General features: G+C 64.9%; 21 protein-coding genes, 1 tRNA gene and 1 pseudogene. 14 read left to right on the top strand and 9 right to left on the bottom strand.

All coding sequences use genetic code 11. From position 1 onward, the window contains the following. Positions 1–142: 142 nt before the first annotated feature. Positions 143–1,489, bottom strand: coding sequence for an RsmB/NOP family class I SAM-dependent RNA methyltransferase (locus K289_RS0124625; protein ID WP_027553991.1), 1,347 nt, complete (start codon positions 1,487–1,489; stop codon positions 143–145). Positions 1,490–1,677: 188 nt separating this feature from the next. On the opposite strand from K289_RS0124625, the gene K289_RS0124620 reads away from it, so the two are divergent. Together K289_RS0124620 and K289_RS0124615 are read left to right on the top strand one after the other, a co-directional pair. Continuing rightward, positions 1,678–1,887, top strand: a complete 210-nt coding sequence (locus tag K289_RS0124620) for a DUF1674 domain-containing protein (RefSeq protein ID WP_027553990.1) — start codon at positions 1,678–1,680, stop codon at positions 1,885–1,887. 58 nt (positions 1,888–1,945) lie between these two features. Further along, positions 1,946–2,536 carry a thermonuclease family protein gene (locus K289_RS0124615; protein WP_027553989.1) on the top strand — a complete coding sequence of 197 codons (591 nt, stop codon included), beginning with the start codon at positions 1,946–1,948 and terminating at the stop codon, positions 2,534–2,536. Positions 2,537–2,585: 49 nt separating this feature from the next. Here the strand turns inward: K289_RS0124615 and K289_RS0124610 are convergent, their stop codons facing one another. Continuing rightward, a complete protein-coding gene (locus tag K289_RS0124610; protein WP_027553988.1) occupies positions 2,586–3,101 on the bottom strand; it encodes a L,D-transpeptidase in 516 nt (171 codons plus the stop codon). Between the two features lie 297 nt (positions 3,102–3,398). Next, positions 3,399–5,345 (bottom strand): acetate--CoA ligase, encoded by a 1,947-nt coding sequence (gene acs / locus K289_RS0124605; RefSeq protein WP_027553987.1) that lies wholly within the window; start codon positions 5,343–5,345, stop codon positions 3,399–3,401. Positions 5,346–5,748: 403 nt separating this feature from the next. Here acs and K289_RS0124600 point away from each other — a divergent pair, with 403 nt between their 5' ends. Next, positions 5,749–6,918 carry a DNA topoisomerase IB gene (locus K289_RS0124600; protein ID WP_027553986.1) on the top strand — a complete coding sequence of 390 codons (1,170 nt, stop codon included), beginning with the start codon at positions 5,749–5,751 and terminating at the stop codon, positions 6,916–6,918. A 112-nt stretch (positions 6,919–7,030) separates the two neighbouring features. On the opposite strand, the gene K289_RS0124595 is transcribed toward K289_RS0124600, so the two are convergent. Further along, positions 7,031–7,486, bottom strand: coding sequence for an SRPBCC domain-containing protein (locus K289_RS0124595; RefSeq protein WP_027553985.1), 456 nt, complete (start codon positions 7,484–7,486; stop codon positions 7,031–7,033). Between the two features lie 101 nt (positions 7,487–7,587). On the opposite strand from K289_RS0124595, the gene K289_RS0124590 reads away from it, so the two are divergent. The 4 genes from K289_RS0124590 to K289_RS44965 all read left to right on the top strand — a co-directional run bounded on the left by K289_RS0124590 (position 7,588) and on the right by K289_RS44965 (position 11,211). Then, positions 7,588–8,670, top strand: a complete 1,083-nt coding sequence (locus K289_RS0124590; protein WP_027553984.1) for an adenylate/guanylate cyclase domain-containing protein — start codon at positions 7,588–7,590, stop codon at positions 8,668–8,670. A 119-nt stretch (positions 8,671–8,789) separates the two neighbouring features. Further along, a complete protein-coding gene (locus K289_RS0124585) occupies positions 8,790–9,365 on the top strand; it encodes a dihydrofolate reductase family protein (RefSeq protein WP_027553983.1) in 576 nt (191 codons plus the stop codon). Positions 9,366–9,376: 11 nt separating this feature from the next. Further along, positions 9,377–10,123 (top strand): SDR family oxidoreductase, encoded by a 747-nt coding sequence (locus K289_RS0124580; protein WP_027553982.1) that lies wholly within the window; start codon positions 9,377–9,379, stop codon positions 10,121–10,123. A gap of 41 nt (positions 10,124–10,164) precedes the next feature. Next, positions 10,165–11,211, top strand: coding sequence for a sigma-70 family RNA polymerase sigma factor (locus K289_RS44965; protein WP_245283987.1), 1,047 nt, complete (start codon positions 10,165–10,167; stop codon positions 11,209–11,211). Positions 11,212–11,244: 33 nt separating this feature from the next. Here the strand turns inward: K289_RS44965 and K289_RS0124570 are convergent, their stop codons facing one another. The 3 genes from K289_RS0124570 to tsaD all read right to left on the bottom strand — a co-directional run bounded on the left by K289_RS0124570 (position 11,245) and on the right by tsaD (position 13,930). Next, entirely contained in the window at positions 11,245–11,658 is a 414-nt protein-coding gene (locus K289_RS0124570) for an EVE domain-containing protein (protein ID WP_027553981.1), read from the bottom strand. Between the two features lie 2 nt (positions 11,659–11,660). Beyond that, on the bottom strand, positions 11,661–12,641 hold the full coding sequence (locus K289_RS0124565; protein WP_027553980.1) for an NAD(P)H-dependent glycerol-3-phosphate dehydrogenase: 981 nt from the start codon (positions 12,639–12,641) through the stop codon (positions 11,661–11,663). 215 nt (positions 12,642–12,856) lie between these two features. Next, the gene (gene tsaD / locus K289_RS0124560; protein ID WP_027553979.1) at positions 12,857–13,930 is read right to left on the bottom strand and encodes a tRNA (adenosine(37)-N6)-threonylcarbamoyltransferase complex transferase subunit TsaD; all 1,074 of its coding nucleotides are present in this window, start codon (positions 13,928–13,930) and stop codon (positions 12,857–12,859) included. Between the two features lie 147 nt (positions 13,931–14,077). Here tsaD and K289_RS0124555 point away from each other — a divergent pair, with 147 nt between their 5' ends. The 7 genes from K289_RS0124555 (at position 14,078) to K289_RS44955 (ending at position 22,736) form a co-directional block, all read left to right on the top strand. Then, positions 14,078–14,824 carry a uroporphyrinogen-III synthase gene (locus K289_RS0124555; RefSeq protein WP_027553978.1) on the top strand — a complete coding sequence of 249 codons (747 nt, stop codon included), beginning with the start codon at positions 14,078–14,080 and terminating at the stop codon, positions 14,822–14,824. A gap of 61 nt (positions 14,825–14,885) precedes the next feature. Continuing rightward, entirely contained in the window at positions 14,886–16,127 is a 1,242-nt protein-coding gene (locus K289_RS0124550; RefSeq protein ID WP_027553977.1) for a COG4223 family protein, read from the top strand. Positions 16,128–16,163: 36 nt separating this feature from the next. Further along, positions 16,164–17,906, top strand: coding sequence for a heme biosynthesis HemY N-terminal domain-containing protein (locus K289_RS0124545; RefSeq protein WP_027553976.1), 1,743 nt, complete (start codon positions 16,164–16,166; stop codon positions 17,904–17,906). A gap of 99 nt (positions 17,907–18,005) precedes the next feature. After that, positions 18,006–18,081 (top strand) — tRNA-Thr (locus K289_RS0124540). Next, entirely contained in the window at positions 18,071–18,913 is an 843-nt protein-coding gene (locus K289_RS48265) for a site-specific integrase (RefSeq protein WP_063614170.1), read from the top strand. The genes K289_RS0124540 and K289_RS48265 overlap by 11 nt, the downstream gene beginning before the upstream one ends. A 355-nt stretch (positions 18,914–19,268) precedes the next feature. After that, positions 19,269–20,942, top strand: coding sequence for an arylsulfatase (locus K289_RS0124530; protein WP_051310754.1), 1,674 nt, complete (start codon positions 19,269–19,271; stop codon positions 20,940–20,942). 351 nt (positions 20,943–21,293) lie between these two features. Continuing rightward, positions 21,294–22,736: an arylsulfatase gene (locus tag K289_RS44955; RefSeq protein ID WP_035685623.1), complete on the top strand. Its 1,443-nt coding sequence runs from the start codon at positions 21,294–21,296 to the stop codon at positions 22,734–22,736. A gap of 128 nt (positions 22,737–22,864) precedes the next feature. Here K289_RS44955 and K289_RS0124520 read toward each other — a convergent pair whose 3' ends face one another. Together K289_RS0124520 and K289_RS44950 are read right to left on the bottom strand one after the other, a co-directional pair. Then, positions 22,865–23,251, bottom strand: a complete 387-nt coding sequence (locus K289_RS0124520; protein ID WP_027553974.1) for a hypothetical protein — start codon at positions 23,249–23,251, stop codon at positions 22,865–22,867. A 65-nt stretch (positions 23,252–23,316) separates the two neighbouring features. After that, positions 23,317–23,619 (bottom strand): annotated as a pseudogene (locus K289_RS44950) (IS5/IS1182 family transposase); the annotation flags it as partial.

The following is a 23,619-nucleotide window of genomic DNA, read 5'->3' as shown; positions in this document are numbered from 1 at the left end:
CGTCTGCGTTGAGCGACCGACACGCCTTGCCTTGAAGGGGGAGAGGGATTCCGACGAATCCTTATTAATCCCAAAATCGGACGGCCGACACCACCTTGAAAGGGTGCGAATCAGCGTTGGGGAAATGAAATCCGGTGCAAAATCAGGATTTAACGAGTCGGGCGGCGAAAAATCCGTCCAGCCCGCCGAGCCTCGGGTCGGTGTGCGGCAGGTGACTGGGCAGGGTGCGCAGGTCGCCCTCGGGCGTGATGATCTCGCTGAGGCCGGCGACCTCGGACGCGGCGATCGGCACGCGCCGAAGCGCGGGCTCGGAGCCAAGGAGCGCGGCGATGGCCTGCTCGCCCTCTTCCGGTTCCAGCGAACAGGTGCAGTAGACCAGCATTCCGCCCGGCTTCAACAGCGAGACGGATTTGCGCAGCAGCCGCTGCTGGAGCGCGGTCAGTGCCGCGATGTCCGTCTCCTGCCGGAGCCACGCCACATCCGGGTGACGGCGAATCGTGCCGGTCGAGGTGCAGGGCGCGTCGATCAGGATGCCGTCGAAGCCATCCGCAGGGCCGGCCCATTCGACGGCGTCAGCGACGACAGTCTCGGCCTGGAGCGACAGTCGCCCCAGGTTTTCGCGCAGGCGCGCCACGCGGGCGGGCGAGCGGTCGATCGCCGTGACTTGTGCGCCGGCCTGCGCCAATTGCGCGGTCTTGCCGCCGGGAGCGGCGCAGAGATCGGCGATGGACTTGCCGGCGATGTCGCCGAACAGGCGGGCCGGCAGCGCGGCGGCAGCGTCCTGCACCCACCATTGGCCCTCGGCGAAGCCGGGCAGCATCGTCACCGAACCATGCAGCAGCGTGCGCACCGTTCCGGTCGGCAGCACCTCGCCATGCAGGCGGCTCGCCCATTGCGCAGCTTCCGCTTTCACGGTCAGGTCGAGCGAGGGCTCGTGGCCGAGCGCGAGCGCCATGTCGCGCGCGGTGGCCTCGCCATAATGCGCAGTCCAGCGAGCCAGCAGCCATGGCGGCAAGTCGAGCGATTGCGTAGCGACTTCGTCCACCAGCGCCTTGCCCTCGCGTGCGCAGCGCCGCAGCACGGCGTTGACGAGGCCGGCATAGCGCGCCGCGCGCCGGTCGGACTGCACCAGCCGGACCGAGAGATCGACCGCGGCGTGATCAGGCACGTCCATCCAGAGGATCTGCGCTGCACCGATCAGGAGGGCACTCTGCGCGCGCGGTGCGTCGGATGGAATGCCCTTGTCGAGCAGGCGCGACAGCACATGGCCGAGCGTGCCGAGCCGGCGCAGGATCGTCGCGACCAGACGCCGCATGAGCGCGCGGTCGCGATCGGCGAGCGTCTTCAGCCCGGGATGGGCGCCGCCACCGTCGAGCTGGTCATCGAGCGTGCGGTGCTTGTGCAGCACGCCGTCGACGATGTCGGCGGCGATCCGCCGTGCCGCAAGACCAGGCACTTCGGGCGGAGGGGCGAAACGTTGAGATGGCATGCGGAGGTAAGGTTCTGAGCGAGCGGCAGTTCCGCCATAATGGGCGCATGCCTTAACAAGCTCATCTGTGGCATGCGAATATGCCAAATGTAAGAATCTTCCCTGGTGTTTTCAGCCCGTCACGACCATTTCAGCAATGCGTTATTGGGCGTCGCGCGCGCCACCGTCCTGCGCTAGGAAGCCAGACGATGACTGATCAGCCCTCCGTTTCCGACCGCAAGCCGCTGTCGCCGGCCGCCCAGCGCGCGCTGGCCGAAGCCGAAGCGCGCCGGCAGGCCGCCGCGGCTCATGCCAAGGCTGCTGCAAAGGCTGCGCCAAAGGAACTACGGGGTCCGAAAGGACCCGAGCCGACTCGCTACGGTGACTGGGAGCGCAAGGGCATCGCCTCGGACTTCTGAGGCTCTGGTTTTTCAGGTTCTCTTGCAGGCCTGGCCGACTCAGCCATAGCGTGCGTGGATGTCGCGCTTCGACCCAGGCAATTCATATCGACCGCAGTTCAGCGGTTCGCCATTCGGTCGTCGTTTCTCCGGACTGCTGCCGTGGATGTTCGTGGTCGTTGTCGTGACGGCGGTGGTGCTCACCTTTCGGCACGGGACGAACTGGCCGCTACCGCATGCGGCCGATGAGCGGGCGCAGGATGCAGAGATCATCCTGCAGAGCGGCAGTCCCGACGCGCGCCAGCCTGTCGATGTGATCCGCACCATCGACGGCGACACCTTTCTGGCGCGCGTGCATCAGCGCGACGGGCGCGGGCTCGTCGCGCGGGTTCGCCTGCGCGGCATCGATGCGCCCGAAATGAAAGCGTCCTGTCGGGAAGAGCTGGACAAGGCTGAAGCCGCCACTGACGCGCTGCGCAGCCTGCTCGGCCAGGGCGGCGTGACGATCTACAATCTCGGGCCCGAGAAATACGGACGCATTCTCGCCGACGTCGCGACCAGACACACTGCCAACGTCTCGGCCGCACTGCTCGCGGGCGGTTATGCGCGCAGCTACAATGGCGGCCATCGCGACGGCTGGTGCGCGCGAGGCTGGCGCTTCTGGCAATGAAAAGCCGCGTCGAAACGCGGCTCTCGCAATTCTGTTCTGAGCTAAGGCGTCAGCGTGTCACGACCACCGTCGTGCCGACGGAAACGCGGCCGTAGAGATCGGTGATGTCGTCGTTGAGCATGCGGATGCAGCCGTAGGAGACGAAGCCGCCGACCGAGCCCGGCACGTTGGTGCCGTGGATCGCATATTCGCCGCCGGCCAGCGTCATCGCCGCAACGCCCATCGGATTGCGCGGCGAGCCACCCGGGATCACGTCGGGAAGCTGCGGCTTGTCGCGCTTCACCTCGGCGGGCGGCGACCAGGCTGGATTGCGGTACTTGCCCTCGATGTGGGTGGTGCCGGCCCACTGCTTGCCGGATTTGCCGACGCCGACCGGGTAGCGCACGGCGTGGCCATCATCGAGAATGAGATAGAGCCTGCGTTCGTTAGTTCTGACCACGATTGTGCCCGGCGAATATTCGCCCGCATGCAGCCCAACTATTTCCGGCCGCGCCTCGGCCGCCGTCGACATCAAGACCCCTGCCCCGATGGTGGCAGCCAGCGCCACAGCAATCCTCATCGACATCAATGCTTCCCCCTGTACCGAACGGGTCATCCAAATCTACGCAAAACCGGCAATCGTCGCCTCACCCACATAAACTTAACCGCGCTTGTTAACCGGATGGTTTCCGTGCGCCGCCACAGCGGGCCAATCGGCAGGGGGAACAAAGGAAATGTTCGAAATAAAGTAAATGACTAGAAAACAACACTCGGCGGGAAAGGGACCGCCGCGCCCGGCGTGTGTCCTGACAAGTGCGTGAGGGTGTGTACCGCTGTCATTCCGGGTCGCGCGATGGCGCGCCCGGAACGACAGGGGATGGGCTTACGCCGACTTGCGGTTCTGCCGGTTCTTGACGAGGTCGTCGACGACGGCAGGATCGGCCAGCGTCGAGGTGTCACCCAGGCTGCCCGGCTCGTCCTCGGCGATCTTGCGCAGGATGCGGCGCATGATCTTGCCCGAACGGGTCTTCGGCAGGCTGGGGGCGAACTGGATCTGGTCGGGCGAGGCGATCGGGCCGATCTCCTTGCGCACCCAGGTCACGAGCTCCTTGCGTAGATCCTCGGTCGGCTCGACGCCAGCCATCAGCGTGACATAGGCGTAGATGCCCTGGCCCTTGATGTCGTGCGGGAAGCCGACGACCGCGGCCTCCGACACCTTCTCATGCGCCACCAGCGCGCTCTCGACCTCGGCGGTGCCCATGCGGTGGCCGGAGACGTTGATGACGTCGTCGACGCGGCCGGTGATCCAGTAATAGCCGTCGGCGTCGCGCCGGCAGCCGTCGCCGGTGAAATACTTGCCCTTGTAGGTCGAGAAATAGGTCTGCTCGAAGCGGGCGTGGTCGCCATAGACCGTGCGCATCATGCCCGGCCATGACCGGGTGAGGCAGAGGTTGCCGGTGGTCTCGCCGTCCAGCACCTTGCCGTCGGCATCGACGATCTCCGGCACCACGCCGAAGAACGGCAGCGTCGCCGAGCCCGGCTTCAGCTTGGTCGCGCCCGGCAGCGGCGTGATCAGGATGCCGCCGGTCTCGGTCTGCCACCAGGTGTCGACGATCGGGCAGCGATCGTCGCCGACGACGCGGTGATACCACTCCCACGCTTCCGGATTGATGGGCTCGCCGACCGAGCCGAGCAGGCGCAAGCTGGCGCGCGAGGTCTTCTTCACCGGCTCGTCGCCGCCCTGCATCAGGGCGCGGATCGCGGTCGGCGCGGTGTAGAACGTGTTGACCTTGTGCTTGTCGATGACATTCCAGAACCTGGAATTGTCGGGATAGTTCGGCACGCCTTCGAACATCAGCGTGGTCGCACCGTTCGCCAGCGGCCCATAGAGGATGTAGCTGTGGCCGGTGACCCAGCCGACGTCGGCGGTGCACCAGTAGACGTCGCCGTCGTGATAGTCGAAGACGTATTGATGCGTCATCGCGGCATAGACGAGATAGCCGGCAGACGTGTGCAGCACGCCCTTGGGCGTTCCGGTCGACCCTGACGTATAGAGGATGAACAGCGGATCCTCGGCATGCATGTGCTCGGCCGGGCACTCCGTCGTCACCATCTTGGCGGCGTCGTGGTACCAGAGGTCGCGCGACGGATTCATGTCGACCTTGCCGCCGGTGCGTTTGACGACAATGACCCAGTCGACGCCTTCGGCCTTGGTGAGCGCCGCGTCGACATTGGCCTTGAGCGGCACCTTCTTGCCGCCGCGCACGCCTTCGTCCGCGGTGATGATGACCTTGGACTTACAGTCGTTGATGCGCTGGGCGAGGCTGTCCGGCGAGAAGCCCGCGAACACGACGGAGTGGATGGCGCCGATCCGTGCGCAGGCCAGCATCGCATAGGCCGCTTCCGGAATCATCGGCAGGTAGATGGTGACGCGGTCACCCTTCTTGACGTTGCGGGTGCGCAGGATGTTGGCCATCCGGCAGACCTCGTCGTGCAGCTCCTTGTAGGTGATGTGCCGGGACTGCGAGGGTTCGTCGCCCTCCCAGATGATCGCGGTTTGATTTGCACGCTTGTGAAGATGCCGGTCGATGCAGTTCCAGGCGACGTTGAGGACGCCGTCCTCGAACCATTTGATCGAGACGTTGCCGGGGGCGAACGAGACGTTCTCGATCTTGGTCGGCGCCTTCATCCAGTCGATGCGCTTGGCCTGTTCCGCCCAGAAAGCGTTCGGGTCCGAGATCGAGCGGGTATACATCTCCTTGTACTTGGCCTGGTCGACCCAGGCGCGCTTCGCCCACTCCGCAGGAACGTCGTAGATCTTCTCGGACATGCTTCCCTCCACATGCGGCCAGCCGAACACGAGCGACGGACAAGCCGACCTGATCGTTGCGCTGATTATGCGTCGGGCTAGCGGTGCCCGACAAGGAGCACAAGCTGGACCTTCGGTGGGCGGACGGCCATGCGGCGGATCAAGACGGTCCGCCTGACTGTCGCAGGACCGAAACAGGTCGCCGGCAGCCCTTCGACCTCTTTACCCAAATCGACAGAACCGGCTCCCGCAGGGACCCTATGCGCGCTATGACGGTATTTAGCAACCGCTCCTCACTGATTCGGGACTCGCAATGCCGTTCGGAACACCCTAAATGGCCTCCCCGGGGTCAAGAGAAACCCTTCGGAACAAAAATCAGAGCAGCGGCATTGACCGACAACAGGCAGGGCTAAGGCATAAGACTATGACGGATCAGCAGAATTTCGGGACGATGCGGCCCGCTTCAGCCGATCCTGCAGCCGTTGCGCTGGCCAAGGCCCTCGGACAATGGCCAAAACCGCCCGTTCCCGGGCGTCTGAGCCCGAAAAAGACCTTCGATACGGCACGTGCGCCTTCGGTCGAGGCGCTCGCCAAGGACCTGGGCCTGCGGCTCGGCGACCAGAACGGGCTGACGATCCGGCGCATCAAGCGCGGCAAGGGCTACTCCTTCGTCCGCCCGAACGGCGCGCATATCCGCGACGCCCGCACCATTCGCCGGCTGCACGCCATGGCGGTGCCGCCGGCCTATCGCGAGGTGCGCTACTCGGCCGACCCGAGCTCGCATCTTCAGGCGGTGGGACGCGATGCCGCGGGCCGGCTGCAATATCGCTATCACGCCGACTGGGAAAAGGTCCGCGAGCACCGCAAGGCGCATCGCCTGGAAAAGCTCGTCGGCGCGTTGCCGAAAATCCGGCGCAAGGTCTCGATGTTCCTGTCGGGCGACGAGCCGACGCGCGAATTCGCGCTCTCGGCCGTGATCGAGCTGATCGCCCGCACCGCGATCCGTCCGGGCAATGAATCCTATGCGCGCCTCAATGGCACGCGCGGCGCCACCACGCTGCTCAAGTCCAACGTCACGCTGGAAGACGACAGTTTCGTCCTGACCTTCAAGGCGAAGGGCGGCAAGGCGGTGCGGAAGGAATGCGACGCGGCCAAGCTCGTGCGCGCCATCGGCATTCTGCGCGGCGTCCCGGGCAAGCGCATGTTCCAGTATCGCGATGCCTACGGCATCGTGCGCGCGGTCAATACCACGCAGGTGAACGCGTTCCTGCGCGAGATTGCCGGCATCAAGATCTCGCTGAAGGACTTTCGCACGCTGATGGCATCGGCGGTGGTTGTGGAATCGCTGTCGCGGATCACGCCGGCGACGAGCCAGCGTGGCCGCAAGAAGCAGGTGCTGGAAGCGATCCGTGCCGCGGCCGACAAGCTGTCCAACACGCCGGCGATCTGCCGGCGCAGCTACGTTCACGACACCATCGTCACCGCCTTCGAGGATGGCATCCTCGAGCGTTTCGCCGCGACCATGAAGGGCCAGCGCTCACAGGCCAGGCGCGAGCAGCTTCTGGCGCAGGTGGTGGCGACCGCAGCGGTGTAGCGTCGCGCTGCCGTCGGGTGGGCAAAGGCGCGAAGCGCTGTGCCCACCATCCCGCTCCGAATCGAGGCACGAATGGCGGGCACGCTACGCTTTGCCCACCCTACGCTTGCAACTACGACTTCGTTGACGCGCCCATGTCCGGACCAGGATCGCTGCCGGCAGCCGCGACCGTGAGCCGGCCCAGATAATGCGCCCAACCCTTGTTGTGGGCGGCCGCCTGTTCCGCGGACGGCAGGCCGCTATGGGTCATGCGCAAGAGCGTGCCGCCATCGCGCTCGATCAAATCGATTTCGACCAAACTCGAGCCGGGCGGCACTTCCTGGCCGCCCTCCCAGCCGAACGTGTAGGCCAGCCGATGCACCGGCACGACTTCGCGAAATGCCCCGCGGGCCACGCCGTCGCGCGGGCCGATGCCTTTGAGCAGGTAGACCCCGCCCGGATGCGGCTCCATCGTCGCGTCGGATCCCATCCAGCTCAGGATTTTGTCGGGGTCGGTCAGGTAGGCGAAAACGGTGGCACGCGGGGCCGCGATCTGGGTTTCGCGTCGCAGTATGAACGGCTCGGTCATCGGCGATCTTCCCTGGGCTGACACTGGCACATGGCGGCGGCAAAGCGGCCCGTCAAGGATTGCCCGTGACAAAGATGCTCTGCCTTCGCCATCATCGGCCCATGCAACTCGCCCCCACCCTCGCCTGGCTCGTTGACGCCGCCTCGGATAGCCTAGGTGCCGACCGCCTGCTTGCGGAACTCGGCGCGCATCTGGTCGCCGACGGCGTGCCGCTCACAGCCGGCGCCCTGACGCTGGAGGTGCCGCATCCCCTGATCGCGCGACGAACCTGGTTGTGGCGCGCGAAGGGTGGCGAGGTCATCGAGGCGCTCGGCTTCGCACCGACCGGACTTGCACCCGACCCGCCCGGCGATGCCGGTCGGCGCTGGCTTGCGGGACTGGCCTCCGGCGCGGTGCATGAGGATACGGTGGGCGAGGCCCAAAATGCGCCCCTGCTGGCGTGGGCCGGCGCGCGTCCGTTCGCGCCGCAGGAGGTCGATGCCCTGCGCCAGGCAGCGCGCTTTGCGGCGGCGCCGCTCGCAACGCTCGCCGCGCGCGCGACACTGACCGCGTCGCTGGAGGCCTATCTTGGCCGTCGCAGCGCGGCGCGGGTGCTGTCGGCGCCACTGCGTCGCGACGTCGGCGAGACCATTCAGGCGGCGCTGCTCTATGCGGATTTGCGCGATTTCACCGCGCTCTCGGAAACCTCTTCTCCTGGTGTCGTCATCGCGTCGCTCGACGCCTGGTTCGACCGCATCGCCGGCGCGGTTCACGCCTTCGGCGGCGAGGTGCTGAAATTCATCGGCGACGGCATGCTCGCGATCTTTCCGGTGACGGGCGCAGCGCGCCGCGGCGCATGCGATGCGGCACTGAAGGCGGCATCCGCCACACGGGCCGGGATGGCGCATCTGAACGAAGAGCGGCGCAGCCAGAACCTGCCGCCGCTGTCGTTCGGTCTGGCCTTGCATCTCGGCGAGATGCTGTGGGGCAACATCGGCGCCGCCAATCGTCTCGATTTCACCGCGATCGGGCCGGCGGTCAATCTGGTGAGCCGGCTCGAGGGATTGTGCAAGCCGCTTCGCGAGACCGTGCTGGTATCTGGCGCGCTCGCGGCGGAAACCGACCTCCCGCTGGTTCCGCTCGGCGAGCATCCGCTGCGCGGGATCGCATCGCCATGCAAGGTGTTCGCCCTGCCGGAGACGTGAGCGCGTCTTCCGCGCCAACCCGTCCGAAAAATTTCTTCCGGATACCGATGAATTCCCGCCCCGGCGCCGGTCTTACCCGATGAGACCGGCCATTGCGGCCGGCGCCAGGGAGAGTTGAGATGCGGAAGCTGATTACGGCCTTCAAGGTGTCCGTCGACGGCAAGGTGGAGGCAGCGCAGGACATGGCCGACTGGGCCGAGGCCTGGTCGGACGATTACGGCCTGACGGATGAGATCGACGCCTGCGTGCTCGGGGGCAAAATGTATCCCGGCTATGAGCGGTACTGGACGGGGATCCAGACCGAGCCGGACAAGCCGGCCTGGATCACCGGCACTGCTCCGACGCCGGGCGAGCTCGCATGGGCCCGCTTCGCCGCAAAAACCCCGCATTACGTTCTCTCCACCACGGTGACGTCCGTGGCTTGGCCGAACACGCGCATCCTGCGCAAGCGCGACGACATCGCTGCGCTCAAGCAACAGGCCGGCAAGGACATCTATCTGATGGGTGGCGCGCAGATTGCCGCAAGCTTCATCGATGCCGGCCTCGTCGATGAGATCAGGCTGATCGTCTATCCGCTGATCGCAGGTCCAGGCAAAGGACTGTTCGCGCTGACCGAGCAGCGGCGCGGGCTGGAGCTTCGCAAGGTCCAGCAGCTTCCGGGCGGCAAGCTCGGCCTCACCTATGGTCTCGCGTGATGGAGGGCGCCATGCATTCATTGGCAGGCAAGACGGTGACGGTGATCGGCGCCAGCCGCGGCGTCGGACGGACAATCGCGGAAGTCGCGCACGATCAGGGCGCCCAGGTGCTCGCGGTGGCGCGGCAGGAGCGCATACTCAGGCAGCTCGCCGAACAGGTCTCCGGCATCAGCATTCTTCCACTCGATGCAACGGACGAGGACGCACCGGCACGCGCGTTCGGCGTCCACAAGCCGGATGTCCTGGTTCTGTGCGCCGGAGCGCTTCCGCCGGCGGCGCCGTTCCACGAGCAGAACTGGCACGAGTTCGCGATCAACTGGGAGACCGATGTCAGAATCGCGTTTCACTTCTGCAAGGCGGCGCTGTGCTGGCCGCTCGCGCCTGGTGCGTCGGTGATCGTCATCTCCTCCGGCGCGGCGCTCGCGGGCTCGCCGAATTCAGGCGGCTATGCCGGCGCAAAGCGCACGCAGCTCTTTATCGCGAATTACGCGCAGAAGGAATCCGATCGCCTCGGCCTCGGGCTGCATTTCTCTGCGCTCGCGCCGCGCATGATGCCCGACACCGATCTCGGCAGGCATGCGGTTGCCGGCTATGCCCGCTATCTCGGCATCACCCCTGCGGACTTTATCGGTGGCATGGCCTCTGCGCCCGGACCGTCTCATGTCGCAAACGGCGTCATCGAGCTCGTGACCCAGCCGGACCGTGCCAAGGGCAACGCGTTCATCGTGACCGGCAAGGGTCTCGAAGCTACGTCCTGAAGCAGCGGGCCTTGAACAAAAGCGTTGGAGGTCTAATCTCAATGACCATGACCGCGGCTGAGACATCGCAGCAACTGCCGCTGCCGGAGCGCACGAGCGCGGCGTTCGAACGCCTCGCCGAGCCGTTCCGGCGCGAGCTCAGGCTGCACTGCTATCGCATGCTGGGCTCGCTGCACGAGGCCGAGGATCTCGTGCAGGAAACCTACCTTCGTGCCTGGCGCAGTTTCGACAGCTTTGAAGGCAGTGGAACGTTTCGATCCTGGCTCTACCGGATCGCGACCAATGCCTGCCTCAACGCGCTCGAAAGCCGCAAGATCGCGCAACGCGTGTTGCCGGATCGGCAAGGTCCGGCCGCCTCAGGGATGCCGGAGAGCGGTCCTGCGACTGAAATCGCGTGGCTCGAGCCCTATCCGGACTCGCAGCTCGACGGTATCGCCGACGATCGGCCAAATCCGGAAGCGCGCTATGTGTCGCGTGAGGCTGTCCAGCTCGCTTTCGTCGCGACCATCCAGCAATTGCCGCCGCGCCAGCGTGCGGTGCTTCTGCTCTGCGACGTGCTCGGCTGGGCCGCGACCGAAGCGGCCACCTTGCTCGGCGGCTCCACGGCTTCGATCAACAGCGCGTTGCAACGCGCGCGCGAGACGCTGGCGAAGCGGTATCCCGACGGCCGGCCGCAAGTCGCGGCGAGGCCGGATACCGCCCAGCAAGAACTTCTCAGCCGCTATCTCAGCGCCTGGGAAGGTCACGATCTCGATGGCTTCGTTGCGCTCTTGAAGGAGGATGCGACCTTCACCATGCCGCCGTGGCTGCAATGGTATGCGGGACGCGAGGAGATCCGTTCCTTCTTCGCGATTGCGTGGCAGAGCTGTCGCGGCATGCGTCTCGTTCCGACCGCTGCGAACGGCCAGCCGGCCTTCGCCGTCTATGCTCGCACCGAGGCCGACCCGCGCCTCGCCGCCAACGCGATCCACGTGCTCACGCTGGTGGGCGAGCGGATTTCGACGGTGACGATGTTCTTGGAGCCGCGGATGTTCGCCGAGTTCGGGCTGCCGCTGGTGTTGGAAGAGGATGGGACGCCGACGCCGTAGGGTGGGTTAGCCCACCCTACCACTCGAGGCTGCTTATACCCCGCCCATCTTGCAGACGAGCTTCCACTCCTCGGAAGTCACCGGCTGTACCGACAGGCGCGAATATTTCACCAGCGCCATGTCGGCGAGCTTCTTCTCGGCCTTGACCGCGACCATCGTCACCGGCGTCTGCAAGGGCTTGTCGGCCTTGATGTCGACGCAGACGAACTTGCCGGTCTTGTCGGTCGGATCGGGATAGGCCTCCTTGATGATCTCGGCGATGCCAACGATCTCCTTGCCCTCGTTGGAATGATAGAAGAATGCCTTGTCGCCTTTCTTCATGTTCACGAGATTCTGGCGCGCGGTGAAGTTGCGCACGCCGGTCCAGGCTTCGCCCTTGGCGCCCTTGGCCACCTGCTGGTCCCAGGACCACACCGACGGTTCGGATTTCACCAACCAGTACGCCATGTTCATTCCTCTGCCTTGAAGGGGCGCGTCAAAAGTCCCGATATCGCGGCGTCGATCGTGCTCCTGCCGCTCAGGATCGCCGCGACGGCTTCCGATACCGGCATCTCGATGTTTTGCGAAGATGCGAGTTCGATCAGGACCGGTGCGGTGAACTCGCCCTCGGCGAGCTTGCCGGCGGGCGGCTGCTCGCCGCGACCGAGCGCGAGGCCGAGCGCGAAATTGCGCGACTGCGGGCTCGAACAGGTCAGGATCAGATCGCCGAGGCCGGAAAGGCCAACGAGCGTTTCGCTGCGCGCGCCAAGCGCGCGGCCGAAGCGGGCGAGCTCGGCGAAGCCGCGGGTCGTCAGCGCAGCCTGGGCGGAGGCGCCGAGCTTGCGCCCGACCGCGATGCCAACCGCGATCGCCAAGACGTTCTTGGCTGCGCCGCCGATCTCGACGCCGCGAACATCGGTCGAATGATAGGGCCGGAACGTCGGCGAGCCCAGCGCCTGAACCAGCGCACTCGCCAAGGCCTCATCCTTCGCCGCCAGCGTCACCGCCGTCGGCAGGCCGCGCGCGACATCATCGGCGAAGCTCGGGCCCGACAGGATCGCCGGCTGCGCGTGCGGCGCCGCCTCCGCGATCACGTCGGTCATGAATTTGTGTGTGCCATGCTCGATGCCCTTGGCGCAGGCGACGATGGGCGTCGGTTTCGTCAGATGTGCGGCCAGCATGTTGACCGCGCCGCGCAAGTGCTGCGCCGGGGTTGCAATCAGCAACATGTCGGCGCGCGCCGCCAGGGCCAGCTCGCTCGTGACGACGATCTCAGCAGCGACCTGCACGCCGGGCAGCCGCGGATTTTCGCGGGTCGACGCGATCCGTGCCGTGTGCTCGGCGTTGCGCGCGCACAGCGTCACGGCGCGCCCGGCGCGTGCCGCTACTGTCGCAAGCGCCGTGCCCCAGGCGCCCGCGCCGATCACCGCAACGGATTGGAATACGGTCATTGCGCGCTCTCTCCACTCCCTCTCCCCGCTTGCGGGGAGAGGGTTGGGGTGAGGGGGAGTCTCCGCAGAGGCGGTGACAGTTGGACTCGTGGAAGCTCCCCCTCACCCGGACTGCACTGGACGATGCTTCGCATCGCCAGGTGCAATCCGACCTCTCCCCGCAGGCGGGGAGAGGTGAAGTTGAGATTGTCGCGGCGCGTCTTCATGCGAACCTGCTAAAATCCCGCGCGGGTGTTGGAATAGCCGGCCGGTGCCGTGGCGTTGGCGTCGAGCAGCCAGCGCGCGCGCGGTTCGGCTTCCATCGTATCGGTCAAGCCGAGCGCGAGGCGTTCGGCGCCGGCCCACGCGATCATCGCGCCGTTGTCGGTGCAGAGCGAAGGCGGCGGCATGATCAGCTGCGTCTTCGCGTCTCTCGCTACGTCATGCAAGGCACCGCGGATCGCCTGATTGGCGGCGACGCCGCCGGCGGCGACCAGCGCACGCGGCGTGCCGAACTGCTCGCGGAACAGTTTGAGGCCGACGCTCAACCGGTCGGCCGTCGATTCCAGCACGGCGGCCTGGAAGCTCGCGCAGAGATCGCTGATGTCCTGCGGCGTGAGCTGTGCGATCCGGCTCGCCTCGTTGCGCACTGCGGTCTTCAATCCCGACAGCGAAAAATTCGCATCGGGGCGTCCCTGCATCGGCCGCGGCAAGGCAAAGCGCGACGCATCGCCGTTTGTCGCCGCGCGCTCGACCTGCGGTCCGCCCGGATAGGGCAGGCCCAGCATCTTCGCGACCTTGTCGAAGGCCTCGCCGATCGCGTCGTCGACGGTGGTGCCGAGCCGCACATACTGCCCGACGCCGGTGACCGCGACGATCTGGGTGTGGCCGCCGGAGGCGAGGAACAGGCAGTAGGGAAATTCGATGCCGTCGGTCAGACGCGGCGTCAGCGCGTGCGCTTCGAGATGGTTCACCGCGACCAGCGGCGTGTCGTGCACCATCGCGATCGCTTTCGCGGTGGTGAGCCCGACGATGACGCCGCCGATCAGCCCCGGGCCCGCGGCTGCCGCGACACCATTGAGCTGGGCGTAGTCGATGCCGGCCTCGTGCATGGCGCGGTCGATGATCCCGTCGAGCAGATCGACATGGGCGCGCGCGGCGATCTCCGGCACGACGCCGCCGAAACGGGCATGCTCCTCGATCTGCGACCGCACGATGTTGGACAGGATCTTGCCGCTCCCGTCAGGCGCGCGCTCGATCACCGCCGCGGCGGTCTCGTCGCAGGTGGTTTCGATGCCCAATACCAGCATTGGCGAATTGTTATCCAATTTGCGCCCTTGCACTCATCCATAAAGCAGAGTTCTGGTACGTCCGGTAGCATTCCGGGGTCGCCCAGCGCAATTGCCGTGCGCAGCCGTCCTCTTGAAAGCTTAAGGCGCCCCGGGGGAACACACGCCATGTCCATTCTTGTCACGCGGCCGCATCCTGACAACGAGGCGACGGCGGATAGTCTGCGCGCGCGGGGTCATGTGGTGCTGCTTGCCCCGATGCTCAAGTTCGAGCCGGTCCCCTTCCACGACGAAAGCGAGGCCGATTACAACGCCATCATCGTCACGTCCGCCAATGCGATCCGTGCCGTCGCACCGCTGTTGAAGGATCTCGATCTCTTGAGGTTGCCATTGTTTGCGGTCGGCGAGCACACGGCGGCCGCCGCGCGCGCCGCCGGCTTTGCTACGGTCATTGTCGCCGGCGGCGATGCCGCGGCCTTGCGTGACAGAGTGATGCAGGGCGCGCGCGACAAGGTGTTGAAGAAGAACAGCACCCTGCTCTATTTGGCCGGCGCGGACCTGTCGCGCGATCTCGGCGGCGAGCTTGGCGCGGAAGGGTTCAACGTAGTCACGCAGACCACCTACCGCATGGCGCCGGTCAAGCATCTGCCGCGAGAGGTCTGCGATGGCTTTGCCGCCCACGGCATCCGGGCGGTGCTGCACTACTCCCGTCGCAGCGCCCGCGCCTTCCTGGAGGCGGCGCGCGATGAAGGTGTCGAAATTTCGGCGCTGTCCATTCCGCAATGCTGCCTGTCCGAGACGGTCGCTTCCGTGCTGCGCGAGGCCGGCGCGTCGCAGGTCCTGATCGCCGCCAAGCCGGACGAAAATGCCTTATTTGAAACGTTGGAGCGTGCTTTGCGGACCCGTTTGGCGTAAGAGGACGGGCCGAATCCGACGAAATCGGTCCCAAGGCACGCAAGTTTGAGGAACCGTCACGATGGCCGACGACAAGGCTGAAGACGCAGGATTGGCCCCCGAATCCGGCCGAGCCAAGCGCACCCCGCCCACCATCGACCTCGAGGCGACCGAAGTCTCCACCCAGCCGCAGGAGACGGCAGCCGAGCCGGAGGCGCAGCCGTCGCCTGAGCAGGCGCAGGCGGAAGAAGCCAAACCCGAGGAGATCAAGTCCGAGGAGACGAAGTCGGAGCCCGAGCCCGAGCCCGAGCATGCCGAGACGCAAGCCGCCGCGGCGCCGCCGGCTTCGCCGCCGATTTCACCCTGGGTGATCGCGCTGCTCTCCGGCGCGGTCGCGGCGGCGATGGTGATCGCGGTCGGCTGGATGCTGGGCTGGCCCGCCGTGCAGGCGCCGCCAGCCGCTCCCCAAGTCACCAATGCGACGGTCGATGCCCTGAGCGGGCGCGTCGCCGCCGTCGAAACCAAGGTGGCCAAGCCGGCCGCCGATCCGGCGATGGCGGCGCGGATCGATGCGCTGGAAAAATCCGCAGGCGTCTTGCGCAGCGATATCGCCAATCTGCGCACGCAGTCCGACAAGACCGCGAGCGCGCTGAACGATGTGAAATCCGCGCCGCGCGATGCGGCCGCATCTCCCGATCTTGCTGCCATCAACGAGCGCATCACCCAGCTCGAGCGCGGCGTCAGGAGCGAGCGCGCCGAGCTTGCGCAGCAGGGCGAGAAGATCGCGGATGCCAAGCCGGCCGAAGACAAGCCGTTGCGCCATGTCGTGGCAGCCGCGCTGCTCGATGTCGCCGTTCGCCACGGCGATCCCTATGAGGCCCAGCTCGCCGCGGCGCGATCGCTCGCGGGCAATCCCGACGTGCTGAAGCCGCTCGACACGTTCGCAGCGTCGGGCATTCCGACGCCGGTCGCGCTGAGCCGCGAGCTCACGAACATCGTGCCAAAGCTGTCGCCGCCGGCGGAGGCGCAGACCAGCGGCACCGGCATCGTCGAGCGGCTGCAGGCGGGTGCGTCGAAACTCGTCCGCATCGAGCGCACCGACGGGGTCGGCAACGACCGCGGCGCGATCGTCGCGCGGGTGACGGCCGCGGCCTTGCGCAATGATTTCGCGGAAGCGCGGCGCGAGCTGAAGACGCTGCCCGAGGCCGATCGCGTCCCGGCGCAAGCCTGGCTCGCCAAGGCCGATGCCCGCGATGCCGCGCTCGCCGCGTCCCGCAAATTCGCCGACGATGCCATGGCGGATCTCGCCAAGCCTGCTCAATAAGGTTCGCGCAATAACTGGCGCGTAATAGGGATCGCCATGCTTCGCATCGTCCTTTTCCTGATTCTGATTGCGCTGGCGGCGGCCGGCGCGGCCTGGGTTGCCGACCAGCCCGGTGATCTCGTCCTGACCGCGGGCGGTTTCCGCGTCTCAACGACGCTTCCCAGGTTCGTGTTTTTGCTTGGCATCTTTGCCGCGGCAGTCGTGCTCGTCTGGAGCATCCTGACGACGATCTGGCGCACGCCGGGGCGTATGCGTCGCCGCCGTCACGAAAAGCGCAATGCGCGTGGCCGTCATGCCATCACCCACGGCCTGCTCGCGATCGGCCATGGCGACACGGCGCTCGCCCGCCGGCACGCCGAAGCGGCGCGGCGGCATGCGCCGGACGATCCGCTTGCACTCCTGCTGCACGCGCAATCGGCGCAGCTCGAAGGCAGGCGCGATGAAGCGCAGCGCGTCTTCCGCGCCATGGCCGAGCGCGAGGACACGCGGCTGCTCGGCTTGCGCGGTCTCTTCATCGAGGCGCAGCGCGCCGACGATGCGGTCGGCGCCGTGATGATCGCGGAGGAAGCGATCAAGCTGTCGCCGTCCTCGACCTGGGCCTCGCATGCGGTGCTCGGCTTCCGCTGCGCGCGCGGCGACTGGAGCGGCGCGCTCGCGATTCTCGATTCGAATTTGTCCGCCGGCCTGATCGACAAGGCCGCCTATCGCCGGCAGCGCGGCGTGCTGCTCACCGCGCGTGCACTGGAGCTCGAGACGATGGACCGCGACGTCGCGCGCGAGAGCGTGATGGAGGCGGTCAAGCTCGCGCCGACGCTGGTCCCGGCTGCTGTGCTCGCCGCAAAATTCGAGAGCGAGGCGCATCAGGTGCGCCGTGCCATGAAACTGGTGGAGGCGGCATGGCTTGCCAACCCGCATCCCGATCTCGCCGACGCCTATGCACATGTGAAGCTCGGCGATTCGGCGCGGCAGCGCTTGCAGCGGGTCGAGACGCTCGCGGCAAAGATACCGCCCGACAAGCCTGGCCATATCGAGGGCCGGCTCGCGGTCGCGCGCGCCGCGATCGATGCCTCCGAATTCCTCCGCGCGCGCGACGCGCTGGCGCCTTATGTCAGTGATCCGACCCAGCGTGTTGCGCTGCTGATGGCCGAGATCGAGCGGTCCGAGCATGGCGACAGCGGCCGTGCCCGCGCCTGGACCTTGCGCGCGGTGCGCGCCCGCCACGATCCGGCCTGGACCGCGGACGGTTATGTCAGCGATCGCTGGCGCCCGGTCTCCCCGGTCACCGGCCGGCTCGACGCGTTCCAGTGGCAGACGCCGGTTGCGAGTCTGCCCTCCGACAAGGGGACGACGATCGAATCCTCCGCCTTCGAGGAAGCCATGCTGGCCGCCCCGCCGCCCAAGCGGGTGACGGCTGCCGGCCAAAGCCCGGTGGAACCGGCTCCGTCCGCGCTCGCCCCGGCTCCGGCCGCGCAGGACAATGCGCCGCCCGAGGCCAAAACGCCTGAGATGACGTCCGAGGTGGCGTCCGCCGAGCCCGTCAAACCGGCGCCTGAGCCCGCCGAATCATCGCCGCCGGCGGCAACGCCGGTGTTCCGGACCCGTGCCGATCTCGGCAAGCCCGCGCCGGCCCCAATTCCGGCCGTCATCCCGATCGTCCGCGCGCCGGATGATCCCGGGATCGACGACGAGGGTCCCAGCGATGAATTTACGGAACAAATCGGCACGCCAAAGGCCCAGGCCGGCGGCTGGCGCGGATTCTGGTCCCGCTGGGGCGCGTGAGCCGCATTTCGCACGCCGCTTGTCCTTGCCAATTCGGGCCATGCCCGATATCAGGAGCCCGCGTATCGGGACCGGCTTCGCCCGGCCCCGGCAGGGTCCGCCGCAATAGCTCAGTTGGTAGAGCACGTCATTCGTAATGACGGGGTCGGGGGTTCGAGTCCCTCTTGCGGCACCACCTACCCATCCGGACAAGTCCGGTTTTCTCCGAAATACGCGACGCGCGCGATGACGCCAGGCGCCTGCTCAGTTCGGGACAAGACCCCTCGCTGGTTCGAAAACTGGACAAGGCCGCGAAAGCGAAGGCGTCGGCCAACACCTTCAACGCGCTGGCCGACGAACTTCTCGAAAAGAAGCGCGCGGAAGGAAAGGCTGAGCGCACCTTCGACAAGGTCGAATGGCTCCTGAACCTTGCCCGCCTCGATCTTGGGGAGCGTCCTGTTGCGGAGATCGCCGCCCAGGAGGTGCTACGGGTCCTGAAAACCGTTGAGGCTCGGGGTCGGCTCGAAACCGCCAAACGGCTTCGGGCAACCATCGGGCAGGTCTTTCGCTTTGCCGTTGCGACCGGACGGGCAGATGCGGACCCGACGGCCGCCCTCCGCGGCACTATCGCCTCGCCAGTGGTTCAGCATCGGGCGGCGATCGTTGAACCCAAAGCCTTCGGTGGCTTGCTCAGGGCCATGGCTAGCTATGAAGGGGCTCCTGAAACGAAGGCTGCTCTGGAGCTGCTGGCGCTGACCTTCGCGCGCCCCGGTGAGGTTCGCGCGGCGGAATGGAGCGAGTTCGATCTCGATCGTGCAATTTGGTCCATCCCGGCCGCGAAGATGAAGATGCGGCGTCCGCATCGCATACCGCTGGCGCCTCGCGCCGTTACGTTGTTGCGTGAGCTTCACGGCATCACCGGGAATGGACGCTTCGTTTTTCCGTCCAATCGATCGCGCGAGCGGTGCATGAGCGAAAACACCATCAATGCCGCCCTGCGCAGACTCGGTTTACAAAGGACGAAATGACCGCGCACGGTTTTCGTTCGGCCGCCTCATCGATGCTGAATGAATGCGGTAAGTGGAATGCTGACGCGATCGAGCGTCAGCTGGCTCCCAACGGAACTGCGCGCCATCGCTCAGTCTGGCATTGGTCCTTCGCGACATATTGCGCCGTCGCGCGAGCTTGGTCGCCTTCAGGTCAAAGCGGACATCCAATGGCAAGCGAGGCTGGCTGACTCGGTCGAGAATGACCCGCAGCAGACCTTCCCCGCTATCGGAAGGTCCACAAACACACATCGCTTGCCGGAACCGCATAGCGCGAGAAGCTCCGCTGGACTGGAATGCAGACCATCCAGCAAGCCCAAAAGAAGGAGCGGATCGCATGAAAATCGGACACACGTTATGGCACAGCCTGTTGGCCGGCGTTGCTGTTGCGGCGCTGACAAATATGCCGGCATCCGCGCAACAGCAGAAGCGACCCAATGTCGTCATGCTCATGACGGATGACACTGGATGGAACGACTTCGGCGCCTATAGCGGGGGTGGCGCCGCGCTCGGCCATCCAACACCAAACATCGACCGGATCGCCAAGGAAGGTGCGACGTTCACGAGCTGGTACGGTCAAGCAAGCTGCACGGCAGGCCGGTCTTCGTTCCAGACAGGGCGCATTCCGATCCGTTCAGCGCTCTCCATCGTGGTGGCTCCGGGCGACGAGAATGCGCTGAAAAAGGAAACGCCGACCATCGCCGAGTTTTTCCGGAAGAACGGCTACTCGACGTACTTTTCCGGCAAGTGGCATCTCGGCGACAAGCCCGAGTCCTATCCGATCGAGCACGGCTACGACGAGATGAAGGCGTTCGCGGCGTACTATCCGGGCGTCTACACCTATGCCGACACATCCAAGTGGTTCCATCCGTGGTTTCCCTCATACAACCCAGAGATTGCAAAAGCCTATTTTGAAGCCGTTAACATGTACGAATGGGAGGGAGTTGCGGGGCAACCGGCGAAGCGAGGCGAGTACATTACTTACGACTACTTGGCGAACTTCGACGTCCGGCAAGCGGACTACGCAATCGAATACATCAAGAAGCACGCCAAGGACTCCAAGCCGTTCTTCATGGACGTCAATTTCATGAAGATGCACAACCCGACCAATGCCGCAGCGAAGTTCGCTGGGAAGTCCCGGCTGGGCGATTACTCGGATTCGTTGATCGAGCTCGATGACGATATCGGCCGGATCATGGACACCATCCGCGCGGAAGCGCCGAACACGATCGTGATCGTGACGGCGGATAACGGCGCGTGGCAGGATGCCTATCCTGATGCGGGCACTACGCCTTTCCGTGGCGAAAAGGGTACTGCATTTGAAGCTGGTTGGCGCGTACCCGGATTGATGTGGTGGCCCGCGAACATCCCTGCGGGTGCGCAGTATCATGAAATGATGTCGCACATCGATTGCTGGGCGACGCTTGCCAAGATGGTCGGTCTGACCCCACCGCCACAGGGCGCATGGACAGACAACAATGGCAAGCCAATCTACTTTGATAGCATCGACAACAGCGAGTACATTCTCGGTCGCGCGAAACACTCGGCACGAAGGTCGTGGATCTACATCGACGGCGAAAACTTTATGGGAGCGCGCGCGGATGTCGGCGGTGATCCAACCAACCCCGATCTCAGCATCGCGTGGAAGTACCTATGGACGGCCAAGGACACCTGGCTTGGTCCAGAGCAGAACCTCGGCTCGATCGGGGCGGTTTACAATCTGACAATGGACCCGTTCGAGAAATACGACATGGTGTTCAACGGCGCGATGTCGGCACGTATGCCGACACAGTCGCCGGGCAAGTACACCGGACAGGACAACGGCTGGGTCTTGGCGCTAATCTTCCCAGTCGTGATGGAGTTCAACAAGTCGATCGTCGACTATCCAAGCATCAAGCGTGTGCCGGGCGGAGCCTCGAACGATTGGAGACCGGATCTGCAGCGCCCAGAAAACCCGGTGCCGATGCTCGATATGAAACACCTGCCGAATATCAAGGGTAGCGGAGGGTAATATCGCTGCCTGCCGCTAGGTCAAAGGCAGGCGAAGCGCTGGTGGGCGGCGGGTCGGCTTCAACGAGTGGCTCGCCGCCACGACGCAACTTGCTGCAGCGCATGAGTCTGGACTTGGCCCTTCGCGTCATTTCGTTGCCACGCACTAAGCAGGTCGCTTTCGGGGCAAAGCGGACATCACCTGCCAGGCAGGGCCGGCCGGACCCGTCGCGTTTGACCCGGAACGGACCTCAGCGCCCACTTTTGTATAATCAGCTCTCCAGCTGGAGTTCCACCGCTATACATTTCAGGCAAATCCATTCTCACCGGGAATCTCCGGCGCTGAACCGCAGATGCTTTCGGGGATGACAGTATGAAGAGAACACTGTTGGCGGTGGCTTCCGTGCTCGTTGGTCTAGCGACTTGCTTCGGCGCCGCTGCGCCAACTGCTGCGCAGCAGAGAGCTCCGCAGCCCAATATCATCTATATCCTAGCCGACGATCTGGGTTGGGCTGATGTCGGATTTCATGGCTCCGACATCCTGACACCAAATATCGATGAGCTCGCGAAGACCGGGGCACGGCTCGAACAATTTTACGTACAGCCCATGTGTACGCCTACGCGAGCGGCATTGATGACTGGTCGCTATCCCTTACGCTACGGACTGCAAACCTTAGTCATTCCCGCATCTTTGTCCTATGGCCTCCCGAACGATGAATGGCTCCTCCCTCAAGCGCTGAAGGAGGCCGGTTACACAACTGCGATTGTGGGTAAATGGCATCTCGGCCATGCCAAACGCGAGTTTTGGCCAAAGCAACGCGGTTTCGACTATCAGTATGGCGCGCAACTTGGCGAGATCGACTACTTCACACACTCCGTCCACGGCAAGCTTGATTGGTATCGGGACAACAAGCCAGTCAACGAGAAGGGCTATGTGACGAGCCTATTGGGCGATGACGCGGTTCGCTTCATCGATGCACAGAACGCCACGAAGCCTTTTTTTATGTATCTCGCCTTCACCGCACCCCATACGCCTTATCAGGCGCCGCAGGAATATATCGAGAAGTACAGGCAAATCAGTGATCCCAACCGCCGCATTTATGCTGCGATGATCACGGCCATGGATGACCAGATTGGCCGGGTCGTGAAGGCGCTTGAAAAGAAGGGATTGCTGCAAAATACGATCATCATTTTCCACAGCGACAATGGCGGCAATCAATCGGCCCATCTGGCAGGCGAGACCGAGGTGAAGGGACCGCTGCCTGCGAGCAACGGACCCTATCGTGGCGGAAAGGGAGACTTGTACGAGGGAGGCACACGGGTGGCGTCTCTCGTCAACTGGCCGGACAGGATCAAGCCGGGGACCATCGTCGACCAGATGATGCACGTGGTGGATTACTATCCCACGCTGGCCAAACTTGCTGGCGCGAGCCTCGGCAAGAGCAAGCCGCTTGATGGATACGACATGTGGCCGACCATCAGCGACGGCAAAACATCGCCGCGCGACGAGGTGGTGTACAACGTTGAAATGTTTCGCGGTGCAGTTCGCAAGGGGGATTGGAAACTGGTCTGGCGAACGACATTACCATCGAAAGTTGAGCTTTTTAACTTAGCGCAAGACCCCTACGAAAAGACCAATCTTGCAGCTGAAAATCCTGAAAAGGTAGCCGAATTACAGAAGCGAATTGATGGCTTGGCAGCAGAGATGTCGAAATCGCAACTGCTCAGCGAAGTCTTTAAGGGAGTTACCAAGGAACTGACCGGTAGGCCCCCGGCATTGCCCGACGAGGATGCGTTCTACGAGCAGGTGGATTGATCTCCAACCGTATTCTCGGCATCGCTCGTCCCTTCATGAGGTGATCAAGCAATGTCGCCTTTTTGGCCCTTCGGCGCTGCCGCGCGAGTCGGGTCGCTAACAGGGCAAAGCGGACAGAGCCTTCGTCGTTAGGTCGCTGATCCTCCGGGATCGTCGGCCGCGCAGGTTGCACTTGCCTGGGAGTTCGCCCTTGCGCTCTTCAAGAAGGCTTCCAATGCCCCGATATCGAGCCCCTCGATCTTCGCTTGAGCTGGGTTGGCCAGGGCGCGAATGATTTCGGCCTGGCGATGCCCTGGGACCTCGCCATATCCCACAAAGGTCGTCATTTCACTCTCGTGTCCGAGATCTTGGCTCCACGCCTTCCATTCCTCGGGAGACCGGCAAAGGGCTTCACCGAGCCGGGCCAGGGTTTTCCGGAAAGCATGGGGGTTCACGTAAGGCAGCCCGGCGGCAGCAAAGGCTTCCCGGAAAACCTGGCGGATCGGTCCGGTGGTGCGCCAATTGGTCCGCGCCAAACCGACAGCGGCAAAGTTTCGGTCTTCTATCTGGTCCCCCGTGAAGAACGCGGGCGAGTAGTGATTTAAGCGATCTTTTGAGCCGGGACAGTTTCGGCGAGCTGTCGGATAAGGGCGCGCAAGAGTCCTGCGAGCCATCGCAGGAGCAGGCCAAAGTTGTAGCCGGCAGCTGCAAGGACGGCGTTGATGCGGTCGCCGAGGCGTCCCTTGAGATAGTTGCGGTCCATGCGGTGCTCGGCCTTGACGTGACCGATGACAGGCTCGACAGCCGCGCGACGCTTCATCTCACGCCGGATGGAAGCCGTGACACGGCGGACCTGACCCGAGATCCAGACCCTGAACCGATGCGGGTAGTTGTGGCCGCGATA

This window comes from Bradyrhizobium sp. Cp5.3, assembly GCF_000426265.1.
Taxonomy (GTDB): Bacteria; Pseudomonadota; Alphaproteobacteria; order Rhizobiales; family Xanthobacteraceae; genus Bradyrhizobium; species Bradyrhizobium neotropicale.
The sequence above is the reverse complement of the archived record's forward strand: the minus strand, read 5'-3'. Positions and strand labels throughout refer to the sequence as shown.

Excerpts from the sequence above, each read along its gene's own strand:
- K289_RS0124625 (WP_027553991.1), bottom strand. The coding sequence starts at position 1,489 with ATGCCATCTCAACGTTTCGCCCCTCCGCCCGAAGTGCCTGGTCTTGCG.
- K289_RS0124620 (WP_027553990.1), top strand. The coding sequence starts at position 1,678 with ATGACTGATCAGCCCTCCGTTTCCGACCGCAAGCCGCTGTCGCCGGCC.
- K289_RS0124615 (WP_027553989.1), top strand. The coding sequence starts at position 1,946 with ATGTCGCGCTTCGACCCAGGCAATTCATATCGACCGCAGTTCAGCGGT.
- K289_RS0124610 (WP_027553988.1), bottom strand. The coding sequence starts at position 3,101 with ATGTCGATGAGGATTGCTGTGGCGCTGGCTGCCACCATCGGGGCAGGG.
- acs (WP_027553987.1), bottom strand. The coding sequence starts at position 5,345 with ATGTCCGAGAAGATCTACGACGTTCCTGCGGAGTGGGCGAAGCGCGCC.
- K289_RS0124600 (WP_027553986.1), top strand. The coding sequence starts at position 5,749 with ATGACGGATCAGCAGAATTTCGGGACGATGCGGCCCGCTTCAGCCGAT.
- K289_RS0124595 (WP_027553985.1), bottom strand. The coding sequence starts at position 7,486 with ATGACCGAGCCGTTCATACTGCGACGCGAAACCCAGATCGCGGCCCCG.
- K289_RS0124590 (WP_027553984.1), top strand. The coding sequence starts at position 7,588 with ATGCAACTCGCCCCCACCCTCGCCTGGCTCGTTGACGCCGCCTCGGAT.
- K289_RS0124585 (WP_027553983.1), top strand. The coding sequence starts at position 8,790 with ATGCGGAAGCTGATTACGGCCTTCAAGGTGTCCGTCGACGGCAAGGTG.
- K289_RS0124580 (WP_027553982.1), top strand. The coding sequence starts at position 9,377 with ATGCATTCATTGGCAGGCAAGACGGTGACGGTGATCGGCGCCAGCCGC.
- K289_RS44965 (WP_245283987.1), top strand. The coding sequence starts at position 10,165 with ATGACCATGACCGCGGCTGAGACATCGCAGCAACTGCCGCTGCCGGAG.
- K289_RS0124570 (WP_027553981.1), bottom strand. The coding sequence starts at position 11,658 with ATGGCGTACTGGTTGGTGAAATCCGAACCGTCGGTGTGGTCCTGGGAC.
- K289_RS0124565 (WP_027553980.1), bottom strand. The coding sequence starts at position 12,641 with ATGACCGTATTCCAATCCGTTGCGGTGATCGGCGCGGGCGCCTGGGGC.
- tsaD (WP_027553979.1), bottom strand. The coding sequence starts at position 13,930 with ATGCTGGTATTGGGCATCGAAACCACCTGCGACGAGACCGCCGCGGCG.
- K289_RS0124555 (WP_027553978.1), top strand. The coding sequence starts at position 14,078 with ATGTCCATTCTTGTCACGCGGCCGCATCCTGACAACGAGGCGACGGCG.
- K289_RS0124550 (WP_027553977.1), top strand. The coding sequence starts at position 14,886 with ATGGCCGACGACAAGGCTGAAGACGCAGGATTGGCCCCCGAATCCGGC.
- K289_RS0124545 (WP_027553976.1), top strand. The coding sequence starts at position 16,164 with ATGCTTCGCATCGTCCTTTTCCTGATTCTGATTGCGCTGGCGGCGGCC.
- K289_RS0124530 (WP_051310754.1), top strand. The coding sequence starts at position 19,269 with ATGAAAATCGGACACACGTTATGGCACAGCCTGTTGGCCGGCGTTGCT.
- K289_RS44955 (WP_035685623.1), top strand. The coding sequence starts at position 21,294 with ATGAAGAGAACACTGTTGGCGGTGGCTTCCGTGCTCGTTGGTCTAGCG.